Below are 19,137 nucleotides of genomic sequence, written 5' to 3'. Positions count from 1 at the left end.
GGTGACCGCGGATTTCGCCGGGCGGGAATGAACGAGTGTCGGTGGCGTTGAATACACTCATGCGCAGCCTCTGAGGCGTGCCATGTCATGTTTCCCGACAGTCAGGACTCCATGTTCAGCGATGCCGAACGCCGCGCGATGGCGCGGGCCCTGGTGCTCGCAGCGCGCGGACCCCGCGGCGTCAATCCGCAGGTCGGCGCCGTCATCCTCTCCCCCGACGGGGATGTGCTGGCCGAGGGCTGGCACCGCGGCGCCGGAACAGCGCACGCCGAGGTCGACGCCCTGTCGCACGTGCCCGCCGGCGCAGCGCGCGGCACGACTGCCGTGGTCACTCTTGAGCCGTGCAACCACACCGGTCGGACGGGGCCCTGCGCCCAGGCGCTGATCGATGCCGGTGTGGCGCGCGTCGTCTACGCGCTGCCCGACCCGGGTGCCGTCTCCGGTGGCGGCGCGGGCCGGCTGGCGTCCGCCGGTGTTGAGGTGGTGTCGGGGCTGCTGAGCGTGGAGGCTGCGCAGCTCATCGAATCCTGGCTGGAGTTCGTCCGCCTCGGTCGGCCGCGCGTGACGGTGAAATGGGCGCAAAGCCTGGACGGCCGCGCGGCCGCCGATGACGGCACGAGCCAGTGGATCACCGGTCCCGAGGCTCGTGCCGACGTGCACCGGCGCCGCTCGGAGCACGACGCCATCGTGGTCGGCACCGGGACGGTGCTCGCCGATGACCCCTCCCTCACGGCCCGCCATGGCGAGGAGCTGTACGACCGCCAGCCGATCCCCGTGGTGATCGGCGAGCGCGAGATTCCGGCGGACGCTCGGCTGCACGCGCACCCGCGTGAACTCATCCATGCCCGCACGCACGACCTCGCGGCGGTGCTGGCGGATCTCGCCGAACGCGGCGTGCAATCGGTGTTCGTCGAGGGCGGACCCTCATTGGCCTCGGCGTTCTTCGCCGCCGGCCTGGTGGACGACATCCTCGTGTACACGGCCCCGGTTCTGCTCGGCGGCTCACGCCTCGCTCTCGGCGAGATCGGCGTACCGTCGATGCCGGAGGCGATCCGACTCCTCGAGCCGACCATCACCACCCTCGGTTCCGACCAGCTCCTTCACGCTCGCGTGACGCCCCTCATCTCAGACGCGCCGGAAGCGCGCACCCTCACGGAAGAGCCCCGCATGATCGACAACTCCACCACCGCTGCGTCCACCACGATCCGCAGCGCCGAGGCCACCGTTCCCACCGTGCACGGCACCTTCCGCTTCCTCGCCTACCACGATGCCGAGGCCGGCACCGATCACCTCGCGATCGTGGCGGGAGAGCTCGGTGAGCGCGCACTGGTTCGCGTTCACTCGGAGTGCCTGACCGGAGAGGCTTTCGGCTCGGAGAAGTGCGAGTGCGGTCCGCAGCTGGATGCTGCGCTGGATCTCATCAACGAGCACGGCGGCGTCGTCATCTACATGCGCGGCCAGGAGGGGCGCGGGATCGGCCTGCTCAACAAACTGCGCGCCTACGCTCTGCAGGAGCAGGGACTCGACACCCTGGACGCCAACCTGGCCCTGGGTCTGCCGGCCGATGCGCGCGACTACCGCGCCGCCGCGGCCATCCTCAACGACCTCGGCGTGCGCGAGGTGCGCCTGCTCACCAACAACACCGACAAGGTGCACCAGCTGGAGAGCCTGGGCGTCACGGTGGCCGAGCAGGTGCCCCTCGTGGTGGGCGTCGGCCCCAACAACGAGGGCTACCTGGAGACCAAGCGTGCGCGCATGGGTCACATCATCGACGACGCGCTCCTGCACCCGCAGGGCTGAGGCGGCAGAGTGTCGTTTCATGAAGCGATGCCTGATGAGAGCCTGAGAACAGGCGTACGCTGACAGTACGACGGGGAACCACACCTGTCGTTGAGGTGACGCATCGTCGAGCCGCCGGGGAGCGTCAACCCTGCGACTCGGTGATGGATGATGCTCACGCGGCTCCCCATTGCGAGAGACATGTCACAGTCCACCACTTCCACCCCGGCGACCGCCGCTCCCGTCAACTCCCGTGCGCGGGTCATCACCGCGAGCCTGATCGGCACCACGATCGAGTTCTACGACTTCTACGCGTATGCGACGGCGGCCGTCCTCGTCTTCCCCACCCTGTTCTTCCCCGGTACCGATGCCACGGCCAGCCTGCTGTCCAGCTTCGCCGTGTTCGGTGCCGCCATGGTCGCTCGCCCCATCGGCGCCATCGTCTTCGGTCACTTCGGTGACAGGTTCGGACGGAAGGCCACCCTCGTCGCGTCCCTGCTCACCATGGGAATCGCGACGTTCCTGATCGGCTGCCTGCCCACCTTCGAGAACATCGGCTGGGTCGCCGCCCTGCTCCTGCTGGTGCTGCGTCTCGCGCAGGGCTTCGCGCTCGGCGGCGAATGGTCTGGAGCCGCGCTGGTGGCCACCGAGAACGCACCGCAGGGCAAGCGCGCCTGGTACGGCACGTTCCCACAGCTGGGCGCGCCGCTCGGCTTCATCATCGCCAACTCCCTCTTCCTGATCATCAATTTCCTGCTGCCGCACGCGGAGGGCACCGCCCAGCGCTCCCCGGAGTTCCTGGCGTGGGGCTGGCGCGTGCCGTTCTGGTTCAGCGCGGTCATGGTGATCATCGGACTCTGGGTCCGGCTCAAGCTCGTCGAGTCGAAGACCTTCTCGACGGCGGAGAAGGCGGGAGCCATCAAGAAGTTCCCGCTGGGCCAGGTGTTCCGCCGCTACGGGAAGCAGCTGATCCTCGGCACCTTCTTCATGCTGGCCACCTACGTGCTCTTCTATCTGATGACCGTGTGGACGCTCTCCTACGGCACCGCCGCGACCGACGCCCCGACGCCCGGGCTCGGCTTCACCTATGTCGACTTCGTCATCATGCAGATCGTGGGCGTGGTCTTCTTCGGGATCTTCACGCTGCTGTCCGGTCCCGTCGCCGACGCGATCGGCCGGCGCAAGCTCCTGATCTGGGTGACCTCGGCGATCATCGTGTTCGGTGCCCTGTTCACCGTCTTCCTGCTGCCCCAGGGCGACCCGAAGTTCACCGGGGCGCTCATGCAGGGCTTCCTGATCTTCGGCTTCACGCTCATGGGCGCAACGTTCGGTCCGATGGGTGCGCTGCTGCCTGAGCTGTTCCCCACCAACGTCCGCTACACCGGCTCCGCCGTCGCGTACAACGTGTCGTCGATCCTCGGTGCCGCGGTGGCGCCGTTCATCGCGGTGGCGCTGTGGCAGACCGGCGGGGGCAACCCGTGGCTGGTGGGCGTGTACCTGTCGGTGATGAGTGTGCTGACGCTGATCGCTCTGCTGGTGTCGCGCGAGACGAAGGACACCGCCTACGAGGAGAACCTGACGTAGCGGTTCGTCTCGGCCCCCTCATTGACTCCGGACCGGCTGCGATCACAACAGGCTGGGATCGAGAGGCCGCCCGCGGTTGGCGACGTCGAGGTTCAGGTACTGACCCTCGCCCAGATCGGTTCCCGTCGCGGCGCGGGTGGGATTGAGGTACTCCAGCTCGCTGCGGGTGATGCCGAAGCGATCCGCGATGTCGGCGATCTTGTCGTCCCAGGCCACCACGTAGGTCACGGGACGCCCGTCGGCGTTCGTCTTCACCTCGCCGGTGGCGCCCGCGTGCGGGCCGAGGTCGATCACGTCCTCGGCCTGCCACGGGCGCATCGGGCTCATGAACCAGCTCAGCACCGCGCGCGCGATGATGACGTTGTCGCAGGCGAGTCCGTGCTGGTCGTAGACGGGTTTGGCAGGATCCGCCGGCACCGTGATATCCACCTCGCGGTAGTAGGTCCAGTCTTCGGTGCTCGCGTTGCCGAGATATCGCTGCCTCGTGCCATCACCCGCGGGGTCGATGGGAAGGCTCCCCTCGTCCACGCAGGCGTCGTCATCACGCGACCACTGCGAGAGCCGGACGTCGTAGGTGCCGACCGAGGTGCTGAGATCCTGCACGGTGAGCGTCGCGTCGGCCGCGCCATTCACCGTCACCACCACGGTTCCGCTCGCCGATCCCGTGAACTCCGCGGTGGCGGCGACGCCCTCCGGCGGCAGCTGGTTCGACTTCGCGTAGCGGTTCGGATCCACGGTCGGCGTGGGGGTCGGAGTCGGCGTGGGCGTCGGCGTCGGCGTGCGCGTCGGTGACGGGACGGCCGTCGTGGTCTCCGCGAGGGGCAGCCCGTCGGGCCCCTCGGGCGCGCACGCGGTGGCGGTGAGGAGCAGCACTCCGGTCAGCAGCAGAGTCAGGCGTCGTCGCGTCACGCTCCGAACCTAACCCACACCACTCGTTCGCGAACATGCTGCGGCCCCGTGTCTCACGACAGACACGGGGCCGGATCCGGGCGCTCACCGCAGCTCTCTCAGGGCCAACGCGGATCGCACCGGGTGCACGCAGGGGAACATCCTCACCGGAGCAAGGGGGACATCCCTCCGCGGGTCTCGGAGGTGAGCCGGACGTCTCCGGCGATCACGACGCTCATGCGTCGCTCCGAGGGTCGGGGGTGCGCTGCACCTGAGCCAGGCGGTAGCGCAGCGCGGCGAGTTCTGCACCGAGCGCGGCCGGGATGCGGCCGTCGAACGTGGCGAAGAACTCTTCGGTCAGATCGGCCTCGGCCGCCCACAGCGTGGGATCGACGGCGAACAGCTCGGCCAGGTCGGCGTCGGACACGTCCAGACCGTCAAGGTTCAGGTCTTCGGTCTTCGGCAGGCGTCCGATGGGGCTCGACTCGGCACCCACCTCGCCGTTCACGCGGCGGACGATCCACTCGATGACGCGGGAGTTGTCGCCGAACCCGGGCCACAGGAAGCGCCCGTCGCTGCCGCGGCGGAACCAGTTGACCTGGAAGATGCGCGGCGCGCGATCGAACCGCAGGTCGGTACCCACCTTCAGCCAGTGCGCGAAGTAGTCGGCCATGTTGTAGCCGCAGAAGGGCAGCATCGCGAAGGGGTCGCGACGCAGCTCGCCGACCGTGCCCTCGGCCGCGGCGGTGCGCTCCGAGGAGATGTTCGCCCCCATGAACACGCCGTGGGTCCAATCGGTCGCCTCCACCACCAGTGGGACGTTGGTCGCGCGACGCCCGCCGAAGAGGATGGCATCCAGCGGAACCGCCTCTTCCCAGTCGTCGGCGATCTGCGGGCACTGGGCCGCGGAGACGGTGAAGCGCGAGTTCGGGTGTGCGGCAGGTCGATCATCCGCGGGCGTCCAGGGGTTGCCCTCCCAGTCGGTGAGCTCCGCGGGCGCCTCATCGGTGAGTCCCTCCCACCACACGTCGCCGTCGGGACGCAGTGCCACGTTGGTGAAGATGGTGTTGCCCCACAGCGTCTCCACCGCGGTGACATTGGTCGATTCGCCGGTGCCCGGCGCGACGCCGAAGAACCCGGCCTCAGGGTTGATCGCCCAGAGGCGTCCGTCCTCGCCCGGTCGCAGCCACGCGATGTCGTCACCGAGGGTCTCCACGCGCCATCCGGGGATGGTCGGGCGAAGCATCGCGAGATTCGTCTTTCCGCACGCGGAGGGGAACGCCGCCGCGATGTGGTAGCGCCGACCCTGCGGGTCGATCACGCGGATCAGCAGCATGTGCTCGGCCAGCCACCCCTGATCGCGACCGATCACCGAGGCGATCCGCAGCGCGAAGCACTTCTTGGCCAGGATCGCGTTTCCGCCGTATCCCGAACCGAAGGAGTAGACCTCCAGCGTCTCCGGGAAGTGGACGATGTACTTGTCGTCGTTGCAGGGCCAGGGCACGTCGGCCTGTCCCGGCTCCAGCGGTGCTCCCACGGAGTGCACGGTCTTGACCCAGTCCGCCCCGGCGGCGATCTGCTTCGTGACGGCGTCGCCGACGCGAGTCATGATGCTGATCGACGTGACAGCGTAGGCGCTGTCGGTGATCTGCACGCCGATGTGGCTGAGCGGGCCGCCGATGGCTCCCATGGAGAACGGCACGACGTACATGGTGCGCCCACGCATCGAGCCGGCGAACAGTCCGGTGAGCTTGTCGCGCATCTCGGCGGGATCTGCCCAGTTGTTTGTGGGCCCGGCGTCGATCTTCCGCTCGGAGGCGATGAAGGTGCGTCCCTCGGTACGGGCGACATCGCTCGGGTGGGAGCGGGCGAGGTACGAGTCCGGACGCCACTGCGGGTTGAGCTTGATGAGCCGACCCTCGTCGACCATCTCGCGCAGCAGCGCGTCGTTCTCCGCGACGGAGCCGTCGACCCAGTGGATCCGCTCGGGCTGGGTGAGCGCGGCGATCTCATCGACCCAGGCCACCAGTGCCGCCATCGATGCTCCCTCATATTCCGGGCGCGCCCCGAAAGACCGTGCGGCGCTGAGGGGCGTCGGGCGGTGGGTGCGAACGGCGAGGGATTCGGCGAGTGCCATGTCATCTCCTTCGATGGTGATCGATGATCTAGATCCATCTTCTGTTGCCTTTTCCGACACTTATCGCCAATTCAGGTCGAAAGAACTGGTGATCTTTACGTATCATCAAGACATGGCATCCGGTATCGAACTGGCCACCCTCGGCCACCGCATCCGTCATCACCGACAGGACCGCGGCCTCACTCTCGACGAACTCGGCGCGATCGTGGGCGTCGCCGGCTCACAGCTGAGCCTGATCGAGAACGGCAAGCGCGAGCCGAAGCTGTCTCTGCTGCAGGCGATCGCCCAGGCCACTGGCACCGAGGTCACCGACCTCATCTCCGGCGAGCCGCCGAACCGCCGGGCCGCGCTGGAGATCGAACTGGAGCGCGCGCAGACCTCGGCGGTGTTCCGGCAGCTGGGCATCCCGTCGGTTCGGGTGAACAAGGCGATGACCGACGAGACCATCGAGGCGATCCTCGGCCTGCATCACGAGCTGCAGCGTCGCGAGCGCGAGGCGATCGCGACGCCCGAGGAAGCGCGACGCGCGAACACCGAGCTGCGGCTGAAGATGCGCGCGCTCGACAACTACCTCCCCGAGATCGAGGCGCTCGCGGAAAAGCAGCTGAAGGCCGCAGGCCACACGACGGGCGCTCTGTCGCACCGCACCGTGAGCATCATGGCGGAGCAGCTCGGCTTCGAGCTCATCTACGTGAATGACCTTCCGCACTCGGCGCGTTCGGTCACGGATCTGGAGAACGGGCGGATCTACCTCCCGCCGTCGTCCATCCCCGGCGGCCACGGCCTGCGCTCCATGGCGCTGCAGGCCATGGCCCATCGCCTCCTCGGACACACGCCGCCGACCGACTACGCGGACTTCTTGCAGCAGCGGCTGGAGATCAACTACTACGCCGCCTGCGCTCTCATGCCGCAGGGGGCGGCGGTGAACTTCCTCGCGCAAGCCAAGAAGGACCGCAACCTCGCCGTGGAGGACTTCCGTGACGCGTTCGGTGTCACCCACGAAGCGGCGGGCATGCGCCTGACGAACCTCGCCACCCGCCACCTCGACATCAAGCTGCACTTCCTGCGAGTGGACGGCTCCGGAGCGCTGAGCCGGGTGTTCGAGAACGATGATCTCCCCCTGCCCGAGGACATCACCGGATCGATCGAGGGGCAGCCGGCGTGCCGGAAGTTCTCCGCCCGCGCGGCCTTCGAGCAGCAGAACCGCACCACCGAGCACTACCAGTACACCGATACTCCGGCCGGCACGTTCTGGTGCTCCACGCAGACCGGCTCCACCGCGGACGGCGAGTTCTCCATTACGGTGGGCGTCCCGTTCGACGACGCCCGCTGGTTCCGCGGTCGCGAGACACAGGTGCGCGCGGTGTCGACCTGCCCCGATGAGTCCTGCTGCCGCCGCGCCCCCGCCGAGCTCACCGGCAAGTGGAAGGGCAAGGCGTGGCCGAGCGCGCGCGTGCACACGCACATGTTCTCCCCGCTCCCCCGCGGCGCCTTCCCCGGGGTCGACGACAGTGAGGTGTACGGCTTCCTGGAGCGCCACGCCGCCGAGTAACCCGCTAGCGGGGAGAATGGTGGGGCGGAATCACCGCAGGAATCGGAGTTCCGTGTCTCATCAGCAGCGCCCCTGGCTGGGGCTGTGGATCCTCACGCTCGCGTGCTTCGCCACGATCACCACCGAGGTGGTGCCGATCGGACTGGTCCCGGAAATCGTGCTGTCGTTCGGCGTGGACGAAGCACGGGCCGGGATGCTCGTGACGCTCTACGCGATGATCGTGGCAATCACCGCCGTTCCGCTCACGCGCCTGACCAGCCACGTGCAGCGCAAAACACTGGTGCTGGTGACGCTGGCGATCTTCACGGCCTCGAACACGCTCGCCGCCTTCGCCCCGGACTTCCTCACGCTCGCGATCGCACGTGGGATCGCCGGGATCGCCCACGCGCTGTTCTGCGCTGTCGCGCTCGGCTATGCCGCCCGCATCGCCCCTCCCGGTCTCACCGGTCGGGCGCTGGCGCTGGTCGCGACGGGCACCAGCGCCGGGCTCATCGTGGGGGTGCCCGCCGGCGCGGTGGTCGCCACCGCCCTCGGATGGCGATCCGCCTTCGGCGCGCTCGCGGTCATCGGCGCGATCGCCATCGTGGCGGCGATACCGCTGCTGCCCGCGGTGAGCCACGACCGCGCCGCCGCGAAATCCCTCGTCCCGGGAGGCCCGCGCATGCTGCTCGTGGCCGCGCTCGCCGGTGCCGCCTTCCTCGGCTACTACACGCTCTACACCTACGTCTCGCCGATGCTGCTCACGTCGGGACTGCCCGAGATCTGGCTGGGTGCCGTGCTCGCGATCCTCGGCATCACGGGCCTCCTGGCCATACAGCTCGCCGCCCGCTACATTGATCGCGCGCCGCTGCGCTGGCTCATGTTCGTGCCGCTGACGATCACGGCGATGCAGATTCTCGTCGGTCTGGTGTATCCGATGCTGCTGCCCGTGCTCATCCTCACCGCGCTGTGGACGGCGTCGTTCGGCCCGGTGAACACCACCTATCAGAACGCGCTGGTGCGCTTCGGCGCTGCCAATCCCGACATGGCGGGAGCGTGGATCAACGTGACCTGCAACCTCGGCATCGCGGGTGGGGCTGCCCTCGGCGGCTCGTTGGTGATCGGCCCCGGCTACCCGGCGGCGGGTTTCGTCGGTGCCGGAATCCTCGCCGTGAGCACGGCGGTGACGTTCGCGTTGCGTCGCTCTCTCGGCTCCGGCTTCACCCGCTGAACCTGATCACCTCATACCGGGCGGTGAGGAACGCGCGATGCCACCGGCCGTCAGCACGATCACGGCAGATCAGATAGATCATGTTGGGCCCCGGCGTCAGCACCAGGACCAGCGCGGCGAGCGCCATCGCTCCCATCGTCGTCCACGACACCAGCGGCTCCATGTGCGCTCCGTTCGATCACGTCAGGACGATCGTGACGTAAGGGAGTTATGCATGACAACCATTACATGTGCGTCTCAGGCGATATGGTGCCGCCACGTCTCGGCGAGACTCGGTGCCAGCTGGTCCGCGGCACCGCGGGACCAGGTCGCCACGGCTCGACCCGCGCGCAGAATCAGCGGTTTGACCATGCCGTTCTTTCCGGGACCGATCTCTGCGCGCATGCCCGCCTCGGCGGCCACCGATCGATCCGCATAGGAGATGTAGTACTCCTCGAAGGATCCGAGCAGCCGGTCGCCGGTGTCCGTCGGAGGGGTGAGGGTTCTCGGTTCCCAGGGCACGGCGCGACCATCCGCAAGCACCAGCAGCGTGGTGTCGGTGATGGGCTCGTCATCGTCTCGCACGGCGGCCGCCGCCGCCCGTGCCGCCGTGATCGTGGTTCCGGCCCACCAGGCGAAATCAGCGATCGACGCGGGAGCGTGGCCCACAAGGTAACGACGGAAGAGTTCCGCCGCGGGGTCTGTCGGTGTAGGCCGCTGTGGCGGAAGGTGGTCGCTGAGGGTCAGCAGCTGTTCGGTGGCCGGCTGATCCGGGCGAGGCACCGTGGCTCCCCAGACGACGACACCGCGCAGCGCGAGGGACAGCAGGATATGCGAACCCCGCTGGCCCGTGGTGGCGACGCCATCGGCTTCCAGCGCCGCGAAGACGTCGGCGCGACGCAGACCACCGCTGCCCAGCACCTTCCGCAGGATCTGTTCGGAGCGCGCGAAGTCGTCTGCGGCCAATCCCAACTCGCGATGCCGCGCGGCAGCGGATCGGTGGATCCGCTCGGCCGTGATGGGCACCATCCACGCCGCGTCGACCGCCGAGATCACGTGCAGGGTGCCGCGCATCGGCCACGTGCGGATGAGCTCACCCCTGTCGAAGACCGCGTCGATCTCGCGAGCCGTCGGTGCCCCCGTCGTGCGCGCCGACAGCGCGAACCGGCCGCCCCAGAACTCCTGCGCCTGTGTGGCCGCGAGGCGCTCCGCCGCCGCGAGCGGGCTCGCCTCCGGATCCGTCAGGAGATGCGACGCCAGCCGCGCAGCGCGGAGCGCATCGAGCCCGGCGTCGTCGGCGTCCGATACCGTGCGTGGTGTTCCCATGCTGCCGTCTCCTGTCGATCGTCGCGCACTCAGCATGCCGGACGCCTCCGACATCGGCTACACATCGCGCTCGACGGTCTCAGAAACTGTCGACGCCGACGCGAGTCGAGACATCTTCTGAGACCGCCCCGATCGCCGGTCTCACCAAATGTCGAACGCCTACGACGAACCAGCGGCAAATGAGACCACCACGAATCCCGCTGTTCAGATGAGACCTTGCTCATAAAGGCCTTGCCGAGATGCGACCCACCGGCCGCGCCCCCGACACTGGTGGCATGCAGAACAACGCGCTCATCCCCCTGGTGGCACAAGGACAGATGCTGTCCTGGCTGTGGCAGGGTGCGCTCGGCGCGATGACCGAGAAACTCGGCGACACCCGCTGGGAGGTGGACCTCGCGGAGGGCCGGCTCTCCTTCGTCAATCGGGCCGACGACACCCGCCGCATCGACGCGGGAATCGACCTCGTCGCCTCCATCGCCCCCGGACCGCGGTCCACCCTGTGGGGCTGGGGCCATCCGCAGGGACGTCCGAACGGTGTGGCTGCGCTGATTCGCGACTCCGGGCACCCCGGGCTGGACGTCGCCGAGTTCCCGTTTCCCGACGAGGTGTCCGACGCGGACGACTACATCACCCAGACCTCGCACGAGATCGGTGTGGCCTCGGTGGTGGCGCGGGGTCGGGGCCCCTACTACTCGGCGCCGATGGGCGGAGGATCCCGCGCGGTGTTCGCCCTCGAGGTGCCCGGACTCGCGGCTCCGGCGGTGACGGATCTGATGAGCACCTTCATCCCGATGATGAGCTCCACTCCCCCGCTGGATGCCCGCACCGCGCTGTGGTTCGCCGCCACGCGCCTGGGCTGGGCGTTCGAATGGACGCGGCCGGAGTTCGCCGCCGCTGCCATCTCCGACCCGACGGGCGCGGCGACCTTCCGGTTCGACGCTCAAGGACGCGTGATCGGCCTCGAGACGGACCTCGTCCGATCACACACCAACGCCGCCGCCTGAAGCGGAGGCCGCCGCCGGATTCGGCGGCGGCCCCGTCACGGCTCAGGCGTTCAGCGTCACCTCGCGGCGCGGCGGAAGCACCAGCGGGTGCGATCCCGCCATCGCCTCCAGCACGCGCACCACCTGACGCGAATATCCGTACTCGTTGTCGTACCAGACGTAGAGGATCGCGGTGGTGTCGTCGGCGATCGTCGCCAGACCGTCGACAATTCCCGCGCGGTGCGATCCGACGAAGTCCGTGGAGACCACCTCGGCGCTTTCCACATAGTCGATCTGCTGGCGCAGCTTCGAGTGCAGCGACACCCGACGCAGGTAGTCGTTGACCTGGTCCTTGGTGGCGGGGCGCTCCAGGGTGAGGTTCAGCACCGCGAGAGAGACGTCCGGCGTCGGGACGCGGATGGCGGAGCCGGTGAGCTTGCCCTCCAGCTGTGGGAGAGCCTTGGAAACCGCCTTCGCCGCGCCGGTCTCCGTGATGACCATGTTCAGCACTGCGGAGCGCCCACGCCGATCGCCCTTGTGGAAGTTGTCGATGAGGTTCTGGTCGTTGGTGAACGAGTGCACGGTCTCGACGTGGCCGTGCACGATGCCGTATGCCTCGTCCATCGCTGCAAGCACCGGTGTGATGGCGTTGGTGGTGCACGACGCCGCCGAGAGGATCAGGTCCTCATCGGTGATGGTGTCGTGGTTGATGCCGTGCACGATGTTCTTCAGCGGGCTCTTGCCCGGTGCGGTGAGCAGCACCCGCGACACTCCGCTGGAGCGCAGGTGCTGCGACAGCCCTTCCTCGTCCCGCCACCGACCGGTGTTGTCGACCACGATGGCGTTGTCGATGCCATAGGCGGTGTAGTCGATCGCGGCCGGGTCGTCTGCGTAGATCACCTGCACACGCGTGCCGTTCGCGATGATCTGGTCGCGATCCGCGTCCACCGTGACCGTGCCTTCGAAGGGTCCGTGGACGGAGTCGCGCGCCAACAGCGACGCCCGCTTGGCGAGGTCGGCGTCGGACCCCCGTCGCACCACGATGGCACGCAGGCGAAGGCCGGAGCCACCACCCGCGTGCGAGATCAGGATGCGCGCCAGCAGGCGTCCGATGCGACCGAACCCGTACAGCACGACATCGCGGTCCTCGACGTCGTCATGCGGGCCGCCGAGCACCGGCGCGAGCTGGTCACGCAGATGAGACTCCAGATCCGTGTCCGTGGGACGAGAGGAGATCAGCCGCGCGACGTCGATCGATGCCGGCGCCGGGGCGATCGCGCGCAGCGCCTCGATCACCGCGAGGCTGTCGGCCACGTCAATGCGCTCGTGTCCCACGCTCTGTGCGCGCTGGTGCGCCGCGAGGATCCCTGTCGCACTCAGTCCCACGAGCCGGTGCCCGTGGATCGACGTCACCACCCCGCGATCCCGGTGCAGCGCCCCGATGTGCGGGATCATCCGCTCGGCGAGCTCCTCCTGGCTGTTCCAAGCTGTGCGGTGTGCGGCGAAATCGTCCATGCGCGTCCTTGCGTTCAGTGTGGTGGATCCGTTTCTGTCCCCGCCTTCCACGCTAGAGCCCGGCACGGCCGTGACCGGGCCCAGCGCCGAAGCGAAGTGAACCCGTCTTGTGGAAGCGGAAACTTCCGCGGATCTTGAGCGGACTCATCGACTCGGGTGGCAGACTTCAGATTGCGCACTCTGCGCCCTCCGGAAAGGACAACGATGACGACGTTCCCCGCTCTGCAGACCTACATTGATCGCGGTCTGCTGCTGTCCCTGCTTCAGCAGGACGCGCTCGTGGAGGCGACGGACGCGCTCGGTCAGCACCGCTGGGACGTGGACATGCAGCAGGGGACGCTGACCTTCACATCGGAGAAGGATCCGTCGCGCCGCTTCGCCACCCGGGCGCACCTCATCGCCTCGATCGCACCCGGCCCGCGCTCGGTGCTGTGGGACTGGGCCCACCCGCAGGGCTCGCGGCAGGGGGCGTCCGCCGCACTGCGAGCAGCCGGAGAGCGGGACGGCGTGCGCGAACTCAGCATCGGAGAGGTGCCGTTCCCCGCGGACTTCGACGCCCAGGACCGCGATGCCATGGCGCAGCTGGCGCACGAGATCGGCCAGGCCGCCGTGGGGATCCTGGGTCGCGGCCCGTACTACTCGGCTCCCGTTGACGGCGGGACCCGCTTCATCTTCCTCCTCGACGCCGCGCTGCCGCCCCTGACGCTGGCCGCCGTCGTCGCGAAGCTCCCGCGCCTGCTGAGCACCGGCCTGTTCCGCGACCCGCGCACGGCGGTGTGGGGTCTCGCCACCGCACAGCGCTGGTCGTTCCGTTGGAACGACGATGCGTTCAGCGGCGCCACACTGAGCGACGGAACCACCGTCGCGCAGTTCGGATTCGACCCGCAGGGTCGGATCGTCGCGGTCAACTCACACGCTGCCTGACCTCTCCCCTCCTCCCCTTCCCCCCGACAAGGAGTCGATGTGGCCTCCGCTTCTCTGCGCCTGGAAACCGTGTCCCTGCCCAGCGCCGCCCTCGGTGATCCGGTGAACCTCGTGCCGGTACGTCGCACGCAGGATCTGCATGCCGTCGATGACGGAGTGCAGATCGATGAGGAACTGCGAGCGGGGCTGACCTACGGTCACGTGCGCAACGTCGCTCCCTATCTGCCGCAGCAGGATTACGACCGGACGCTCGTGGATCGCGATCACCGCGTGATCGTGCTGGAGAACGATCACGTGCGCGCGGAGGTCCTTCCTGACCTCGGCGGGCGATTGCGGCGGCTCTATGACAAGAGCGCGGGTCGTGAGCTGCTGCACGTGAACGCCGTCTTCCAGCCCGGAAACCTGGCGCTGCGAAACGCATGGTTCTCCGGCGGTGTGGAGTGGAACATCGGCACGATCGGGCACACGCCGCTCACCGCCTCGACCCTGCACGCGGTGGAGATCGAACGGCCGGACGGAGCGGCCGCGGTGCGACTGTACGAGTACGAGCGGCTGCGGGGCGTGGTCTACAGCGTCGAGTTCGTGCTGGGCGCGGACGCCCGCGAGCTGCTGGTGCGAGGCACCATCGTGGACGTGCGCGAGTCGACCGAGGCGGTGCCGATGTACTGGTGGTCCAACATCGCCGTCGATCAGACCGCAGACACCCGCGTCATCGCTCCCGCGCACGGCGCGTGGAAGTTCGCGTATCGAGAGAATGTGCACCTCATCCCGGTGGGCGATGACGCGCCACGACCCGACATCACGCGGCCGGCGCTGGCACCGCAGGCGGCGGACTACTTCTTCGATCTGGATGAGAAGGCGCATCCGTGGATCGCAGCCGTGGAGGCCGATGGTCGTGGACTCCTCCAGATGTCCGACGCACTGCTGCGCGGACGGAAGCTCTTCGTCTGGGGCGAGTCCGATGGCGGGCGACGGTGGCAGTCGTGGTTGTCGCATGGGACAGGGACCTACCTCGAGATCCAGGCCGGGATCGCCCGCACCCAGCTGGAGCATGTTCCGATGCCCGCGGGTGCCACCTGGAGCTGGACCGAGGCGTACGGTCTGGTGGAGGTCGACGGCACCGTGGCGCTGGGTGATTCGTGGGATGCGGCCATCGACGAAGTCGCCTCCTCCTCCGCCGCAGGGCGGCTCCGGGATGCGATCGAGGCGGAGAGCACCCGATCCACCGCGGACGACCGGGTCGGAGAGGTGCTCAGCATCGGCTCGGGATGGGGCGCGCTGGAACAGCGTCGTCGCATTCACACGCGCTCGGGCCCGTTCGAGGATTCACGCACGCCGTTCCGACCAAACCATCTCGGTGCCGAGCAGGAGGGTTGGCTCCAGCTGCTGCGAGGTGGGCCGTTCCCCGATGGACTTCCGCTCAGCTACCAGCGCGACGACGCCTGGGTTCCGTTCCTGGAGAGCGAGACGACCCCGGATGCCGCCTTCGCGCTGGGTGTTCTGCACGCCGCGCAGGGCCGGCTCGATGAGGCGGTGGCAGCGTTGACGGCCGCCGTGCAGGCTCAGGACACGTGGTACGCCCGGCGCGCTCTCGCGGAGATCGCACAGGAACGCGGTGATGAGTCCGCGGCACGAGCGCACGCGCTGCGCGCGCTGGAGCTGTCAGACCTCACCGTGGCCAGCGTTGATCTCGGCGAGCTCCTGCTGCGCCTCGGCGCGCCGACTGAGGCGCTGCAGGCCGCCACCACCGTGGATGAAGAGCATCCGGGCGGACGGGCGCGGCTGCTGCGCGCTCAGGCGCTGGTCGCGTTGGAGCGCTACGCCGAGGCGCGCGATCTCCTGGCCGACGGGATCGAGGTGGCGGACCTGGCCGAAGGCGACAACGCGCTCACCGAGCTCTGGCGCAGCGCCGCCGTTGGGATTCAGCGGGCCGCCGACCCGACGGCATCAGCGGAGGTGCTCGCCGAACGCGCCGCGGCGGTCGATCCGCTGCCGGCACGCTATGACTTCCGGATGTCGCTGGACGCGTGAGTCCCCCGGCGGACGCGTGTGCGGCCGCCCTCACGCCGGTTGCGAGGTGTTGCCCGCAACCGGCGTGATGCGACGTCAGACCCGTGCGCCGGCGAACAGCTGCGTCAGCTCCTCACCGTGCGTCAGCTGGGGATGATGGCCTGCCCCGGCGATCGAGATCACCTCGACGTTGGACCGCGTCGCGAGCTCAGCCGCCCACTCGGGTGCGAGCGGATCGGCGCTGCCCGTGACGATCCGGACCGGACCGGTGAATCGCCGCAGCTTCTCACGCAGTTCGTCGCGCCAGGACGCTGACCCGGCGCGCGCCAGGTAGGCCGCCACGTGTGGCGCGCTGTGACGCCGCAGGTCGTCGGCGCTGGATCGCAGCGCGGCAGCGCTCCGTCCCGAACCCGTCAGGCGTCGTGACAGGCCGGCCGCTCCGGTGCGGCGCAATGCCATGCTCACGAGCGGCCGCAGCCGGGTCACCGTTGCGGACGAGGGCTGAAGGAAGAACGGAGCCACCAGCGTGAGCGAGCGCACTCGTGCGGGATGACGGTCCGCTGCCAGCACCGCGGCCGCCGCGCCGATGGAATGACCGATGAGATCCGTCGACCCGTCGCCGAGCACCGCGGGCAGCCACCGCTCCCAGTCCTCGATGCCGTCGCCACCGCTCAACCCGAGGCCCGGAAGGTCAACGGCGCGAGCGCCGATTCCCTCGGCCACCGTCGCCCAGGTGTCCGCGTTCACAGGAAGCCCGGGGAAGATGAGACGCTCGGACCCGGCGGCGCCCAGCTCGAAGGTGCGCACGTCGGCGGCATCGATGAACCGACGATTCGACTCGTTCGCGGTGCTGAACCGGTGCGCAGCGACGTAGTCGGCCCATCGCTCCAGCGACACTCGCACATCCGGCATCACGATCCCGTGCTTCGCGGCGAGAGCGAGCGCCGACCGGGTCGGATACCGGTCGCTGGACATGAAGGTGAGGGTCTCGGGGTCCGCGTGTGTGATCCAGCTCGGCAGGCGTTTGATCACGCTGACCGGGATGCGCAGCCGCGGGACCTTCGCGCCCAGGTACTCGCCGGTCTGCGTGAGGAGGTCGGCGAGCGGCGGAGTGTCGTCGTCGACGAGCCAGTACGACATCCCGGCGGCCGCCGGGTCGATGGCAGCCGCAGCCATGAACGACGCCAGGTAGTCCACCGTGATCACGGGCAGGAAGATCTCCTGACCGCCGGGCAGTGCCGTGAGCGTGCCATCCCACACCTGGCGGACGGTGGTGGCGAGGCCCACCAGCTGCTCGGACTCCCCTGTCACGCTGTCCCCGATCACGCTGGCCGGGTTGACGATGGTCCACGGTATGCCGAGCTCACGCGCCCGGGCCTGGAAGATCGCGTCGGATTCCTCCTTGGATGCCTCGTAGGCGCCGTGCTCCCGGTAGATCGTGGCGCGACGCTCGGGCGACCACGGAACGAGGTTCGGATCCTGGCCGCCGACGCGGTATCCCGAGATGTGGACGACGCGCTGCAGCTCAGGAAGCCCGACGGCGAAATCCATCAGCTTCTCCACGATGCCGACGTTGGCCTGACGCGCTTCCTCGGCACTCATTCCGAAGCGGAAGGAGGCGGCGCAGTTGTGGATCTCGGTCACATCCGCGAGTGCGGCCGAGCCGTTCGCGATGATCTCGGTCGCGTCGAAGTCGACCGTCACCGTGTTCACCGGGGTCGTCAGGCCGTGCTCGCTCAGCCAGCGCTGCATGGAGGTCGCCGAGCGCGTGCTGCGCACGGCCGCCGTGACCTTCGCGCCGGACTCGGCCAGCGCCAGGATGAGGTAGCGCCCGATCAGGCCCGAGGCACCGAAGATCAGGGCGCGGCGCTGCTGCGCACCGGCGGTCATCGCACCGCTCCCGCCTGCTGCGCGATGAGGTCTGCCACCACATCGGCTGCGGCACGAAGCGGTGCCGTGCTGCGCGTGGCGCGTGAGACGATCACGGACCCCTCGATCGTGGACACGATCACGGTCGCCAATGATCGCGCGCGGCCGTGATCGATTCCCTCAGCCTCGAGCAAGGCGGTGGTCGGAGTGATCCAGGACTCGAACGCCTTAGCGCACGCTTCACGGAGCCGCTCGTTCTCCGCGCCCATCTCCAGAGTCACGACGGATACCGGGCAGCCGAGTCGGAACTCGCTGTCGCCGACCAGTGCGGCCAGCGCCTCGATCGCCGCGCGAGCGGCCTCCGCGGCCCCACCGGAGTTGGCAGCAGCCTCGGCGATCAGCGCTTGAAACTGCTGCGCCGCGAGATCCACTGCCGCAACGCCCAGTCCCTCCTTCCCGTCGGGGAAGTGGAAATACACCGATCCCTTCGGCGCGCCGGCGTGGTCGATGACAGCGTTCAAGCCCGTCCCGCTGTAGCCACTGGTCTGAATGAGCTCGAGCATGGATGTCGCGAGCCGTGCCTTTGTGAGGTCTCCTTTGGATGCCATATCCACAGAATAGACCGGTCTATATATTTTCCGCAAGCGACCCGTTCTCGGTCAGGCCTCCCGAGGCCCGAGCACCGCGTATCGCCCCGCCAGGAACTCGCCGTTCACCGCGTGCTCGATCAGGCGAAGCTCGCGCGCTCCGCCGAACAGAGGCCGCCCCGCACCGAGAAGCACCGGAGCGAAGGTCACCGTGAGCTCGTCGAGCATGCCGTCGTCCGCGAAGGCCGCCGCCAGCGCTCCCCCGCCCAGCACCCAGACGTCGCGATCCCCTGCTGCGGACTCGATGACGCCGCGATGCTCCGCGGGAGCGCCGGAGACGAAGCGGATGTCGCCGTCCACCAGTGGCAGCTCACGATGAGTGAAGACGAACGTGGGAACCTCGTAGGGCCAGGGCGCATCCCCGCCGTTGGCCAGCAACCACTCATACGTGGTGGCACCCATCACGTTGGCGCCGGTGGTCGCCTGGAAATCGGGGATGTTCATCGGCCCCTTCTCATCGAAGTGCCGACTCAGCAGCCAGCCGAGGTTGTCATCGGGGTCGGCGAGAAAGCCGTCGAGGCTGGACGCGGTGTAGAAGTGATAGGCCGTCATGCGGACATCATCGCGCGGACCACCGACATTCAGTCGGCGCGGTCCCCGGCCGTATACTGAGCGAGTCCGGGCCCGGCCCGGTGCTCGAAAAAAGGGCACGAAGCCGAGCCACCGATGACGGTGGCCCGAGTGAGACACATACGGATCCCCGTCCGCGATCCGTGTTCACTCGTCTTCGACCC

15 protein-coding genes and 1 pseudogene are annotated in these 19,137 nt (G+C 68.6%); 8 read left to right on the top strand and 8 right to left on the bottom strand.

Features of this window, described 5'->3' with window-relative positions; translation table 11 throughout:
* Positions 1-111 precede the first annotated feature (111 nt).
* The 3 genes and pseudogenes from ribD to ABTV68_RS05235 form a co-directional block, all read left to right on the top strand.
* Positions 112-1,110 (top strand): annotated as a pseudogene (ribD, locus tag ABTV68_RS05245) (bifunctional diaminohydroxyphosphoribosylaminopyrimidine deaminase/5-amino-6-(5-phosphoribosylamino)uracil reductase RibD); the annotation flags it as partial.
* A 57-nt stretch (positions 1,111-1,167) separates the two neighbouring features.
* The gene (ribA, locus tag ABTV68_RS05240) at positions 1,168-1,800 is read left to right on the top strand and encodes a GTP cyclohydrolase II (protein ID WP_433677550.1); all 633 of its coding nucleotides are present in this window, start codon (positions 1,168-1,170) and stop codon (positions 1,798-1,800) included.
* 180 nt (positions 1,801-1,980) lie between these two features.
* The gene (locus ABTV68_RS05235; protein ID WP_433676559.1) at positions 1,981-3,363 is read left to right on the top strand and encodes an MFS transporter; all 1,383 of its coding nucleotides are present in this window, start codon (positions 1,981-1,983) and stop codon (positions 3,361-3,363) included.
* Between the two features lie 42 nt (positions 3,364-3,405).
* On the opposite strand, the gene ABTV68_RS05230 is transcribed toward ABTV68_RS05235, so the two are convergent.
* Positions 3,406-4,272: a LysM peptidoglycan-binding domain-containing protein gene (locus tag ABTV68_RS05230; protein ID WP_433676558.1), complete on the bottom strand. Its 867-nt coding sequence runs from the start codon at positions 4,270-4,272 to the stop codon at positions 3,406-3,408.
* A gap of 214 nt (positions 4,273-4,486) precedes the next feature.
* On the bottom strand, positions 4,487-6,388 hold the full coding sequence (locus tag ABTV68_RS05225) for a phosphoenolpyruvate carboxykinase (GTP) (RefSeq protein ID WP_433676557.1): 1,902 nt from the start codon (positions 6,386-6,388) through the stop codon (positions 4,487-4,489).
* 112 nt (positions 6,389-6,500) lie between these two features.
* On the opposite strand from ABTV68_RS05225, the gene ABTV68_RS05220 reads away from it, so the two are divergent.
* Together ABTV68_RS05220 and ABTV68_RS05215 are read left to right on the top strand one after the other, a co-directional pair.
* On the top strand, positions 6,501-7,940 hold the full coding sequence (locus ABTV68_RS05220) for a helix-turn-helix domain-containing protein (protein ID WP_433676556.1): 1,440 nt from the start codon (positions 6,501-6,503) through the stop codon (positions 7,938-7,940).
* Between the two features lie 52 nt (positions 7,941-7,992).
* Positions 7,993-9,150: an MFS transporter gene (locus ABTV68_RS05215; protein WP_433676555.1), complete on the top strand. Its 1,158-nt coding sequence runs from the start codon at positions 7,993-7,995 to the stop codon at positions 9,148-9,150.
* On the opposite strand, the gene ABTV68_RS05210 is transcribed toward ABTV68_RS05215, so the two are convergent.
* Positions 9,140-9,313 (bottom strand): hypothetical protein, encoded by a 174-nt coding sequence (locus tag ABTV68_RS05210; protein WP_433676554.1) that lies wholly within the window; start codon positions 9,311-9,313, stop codon positions 9,140-9,142. The genes ABTV68_RS05215 and ABTV68_RS05210 overlap by 11 nt on opposite strands.
* 74 nt (positions 9,314-9,387) lie before the next feature.
* Positions 9,388-10,455 carry a DNA glycosylase AlkZ-like family protein gene (locus ABTV68_RS05205; protein WP_433676553.1) on the bottom strand — a complete coding sequence of 356 codons (1,068 nt, stop codon included), beginning with the start codon at positions 10,453-10,455 and terminating at the stop codon, positions 9,388-9,390.
* 275 nt (positions 10,456-10,730) lie between these two features.
* Here ABTV68_RS05205 and ABTV68_RS05200 point away from each other — a divergent pair, with 275 nt between their 5' ends.
* Positions 10,731-11,459, top strand: coding sequence for a DUF6882 domain-containing protein (locus ABTV68_RS05200; protein WP_433676552.1), 729 nt, complete (start codon positions 10,731-10,733; stop codon positions 11,457-11,459).
* A gap of 42 nt (positions 11,460-11,501) precedes the next feature.
* Here ABTV68_RS05200 and ABTV68_RS05195 read toward each other — a convergent pair whose 3' ends face one another.
* Positions 11,502-12,953, bottom strand: a complete 1,452-nt coding sequence (locus ABTV68_RS05195; RefSeq protein WP_433676551.1) for a glyceraldehyde-3-phosphate dehydrogenase — start codon at positions 12,951-12,953, stop codon at positions 11,502-11,504.
* A 204-nt stretch (positions 12,954-13,157) separates the two neighbouring features.
* Here ABTV68_RS05195 and ABTV68_RS05190 point away from each other — a divergent pair, with 204 nt between their 5' ends.
* Positions 13,158-13,877 (top strand): DUF6882 domain-containing protein, encoded by a 720-nt coding sequence (locus ABTV68_RS05190; RefSeq protein ID WP_433676550.1) that lies wholly within the window; start codon positions 13,158-13,160, stop codon positions 13,875-13,877.
* A 39-nt stretch (positions 13,878-13,916) separates the two neighbouring features.
* A complete protein-coding gene (locus tag ABTV68_RS05185; protein WP_433676549.1) occupies positions 13,917-15,908 on the top strand; it encodes a DUF5107 domain-containing protein in 1,992 nt (663 codons plus the stop codon).
* Positions 15,909-15,983: 75 nt separating this feature from the next.
* On the opposite strand, the gene ABTV68_RS05180 is transcribed toward ABTV68_RS05185, so the two are convergent.
* The 3 genes from ABTV68_RS05180 to ABTV68_RS05170 are packed head-to-tail and all read right to left on the bottom strand — an operon-like array spanning position 15,984 to position 18,955.
* Complete coding sequence (locus tag ABTV68_RS05180; protein WP_433676548.1) at positions 15,984-17,777, bottom strand: alpha/beta fold hydrolase; 1,794 nt, start codon at positions 17,775-17,777, stop codon at positions 15,984-15,986.
* On the bottom strand, positions 17,774-18,364 hold the full coding sequence (locus ABTV68_RS05175; protein WP_433676547.1) for a TetR/AcrR family transcriptional regulator: 591 nt from the start codon (positions 18,362-18,364) through the stop codon (positions 17,774-17,776). Before ABTV68_RS05175 ends, ABTV68_RS05180 begins: the two co-directional genes overlap by 4 nt.
* A 51-nt stretch (positions 18,365-18,415) precedes the next feature.
* Complete coding sequence (locus tag ABTV68_RS05170; RefSeq protein ID WP_433676546.1) at positions 18,416-18,955, bottom strand: dihydrofolate reductase family protein; 540 nt, start codon at positions 18,953-18,955, stop codon at positions 18,416-18,418.
* Positions 18,956-19,137 lie beyond the last annotated feature (182 nt).

The sequence above is a fragment of the Microbacterium gorillae genome, from assembly GCF_050990725.1.
GTDB classification, from domain to species: Bacteria; Actinomycetota; Actinomycetes; order Actinomycetales; family Microbacteriaceae; genus Microbacterium; species Microbacterium gorillae_A.
Note: the sequence above shows the minus strand (reverse complement) of the source record. Positions and strands in the feature narration are given on the sequence as shown.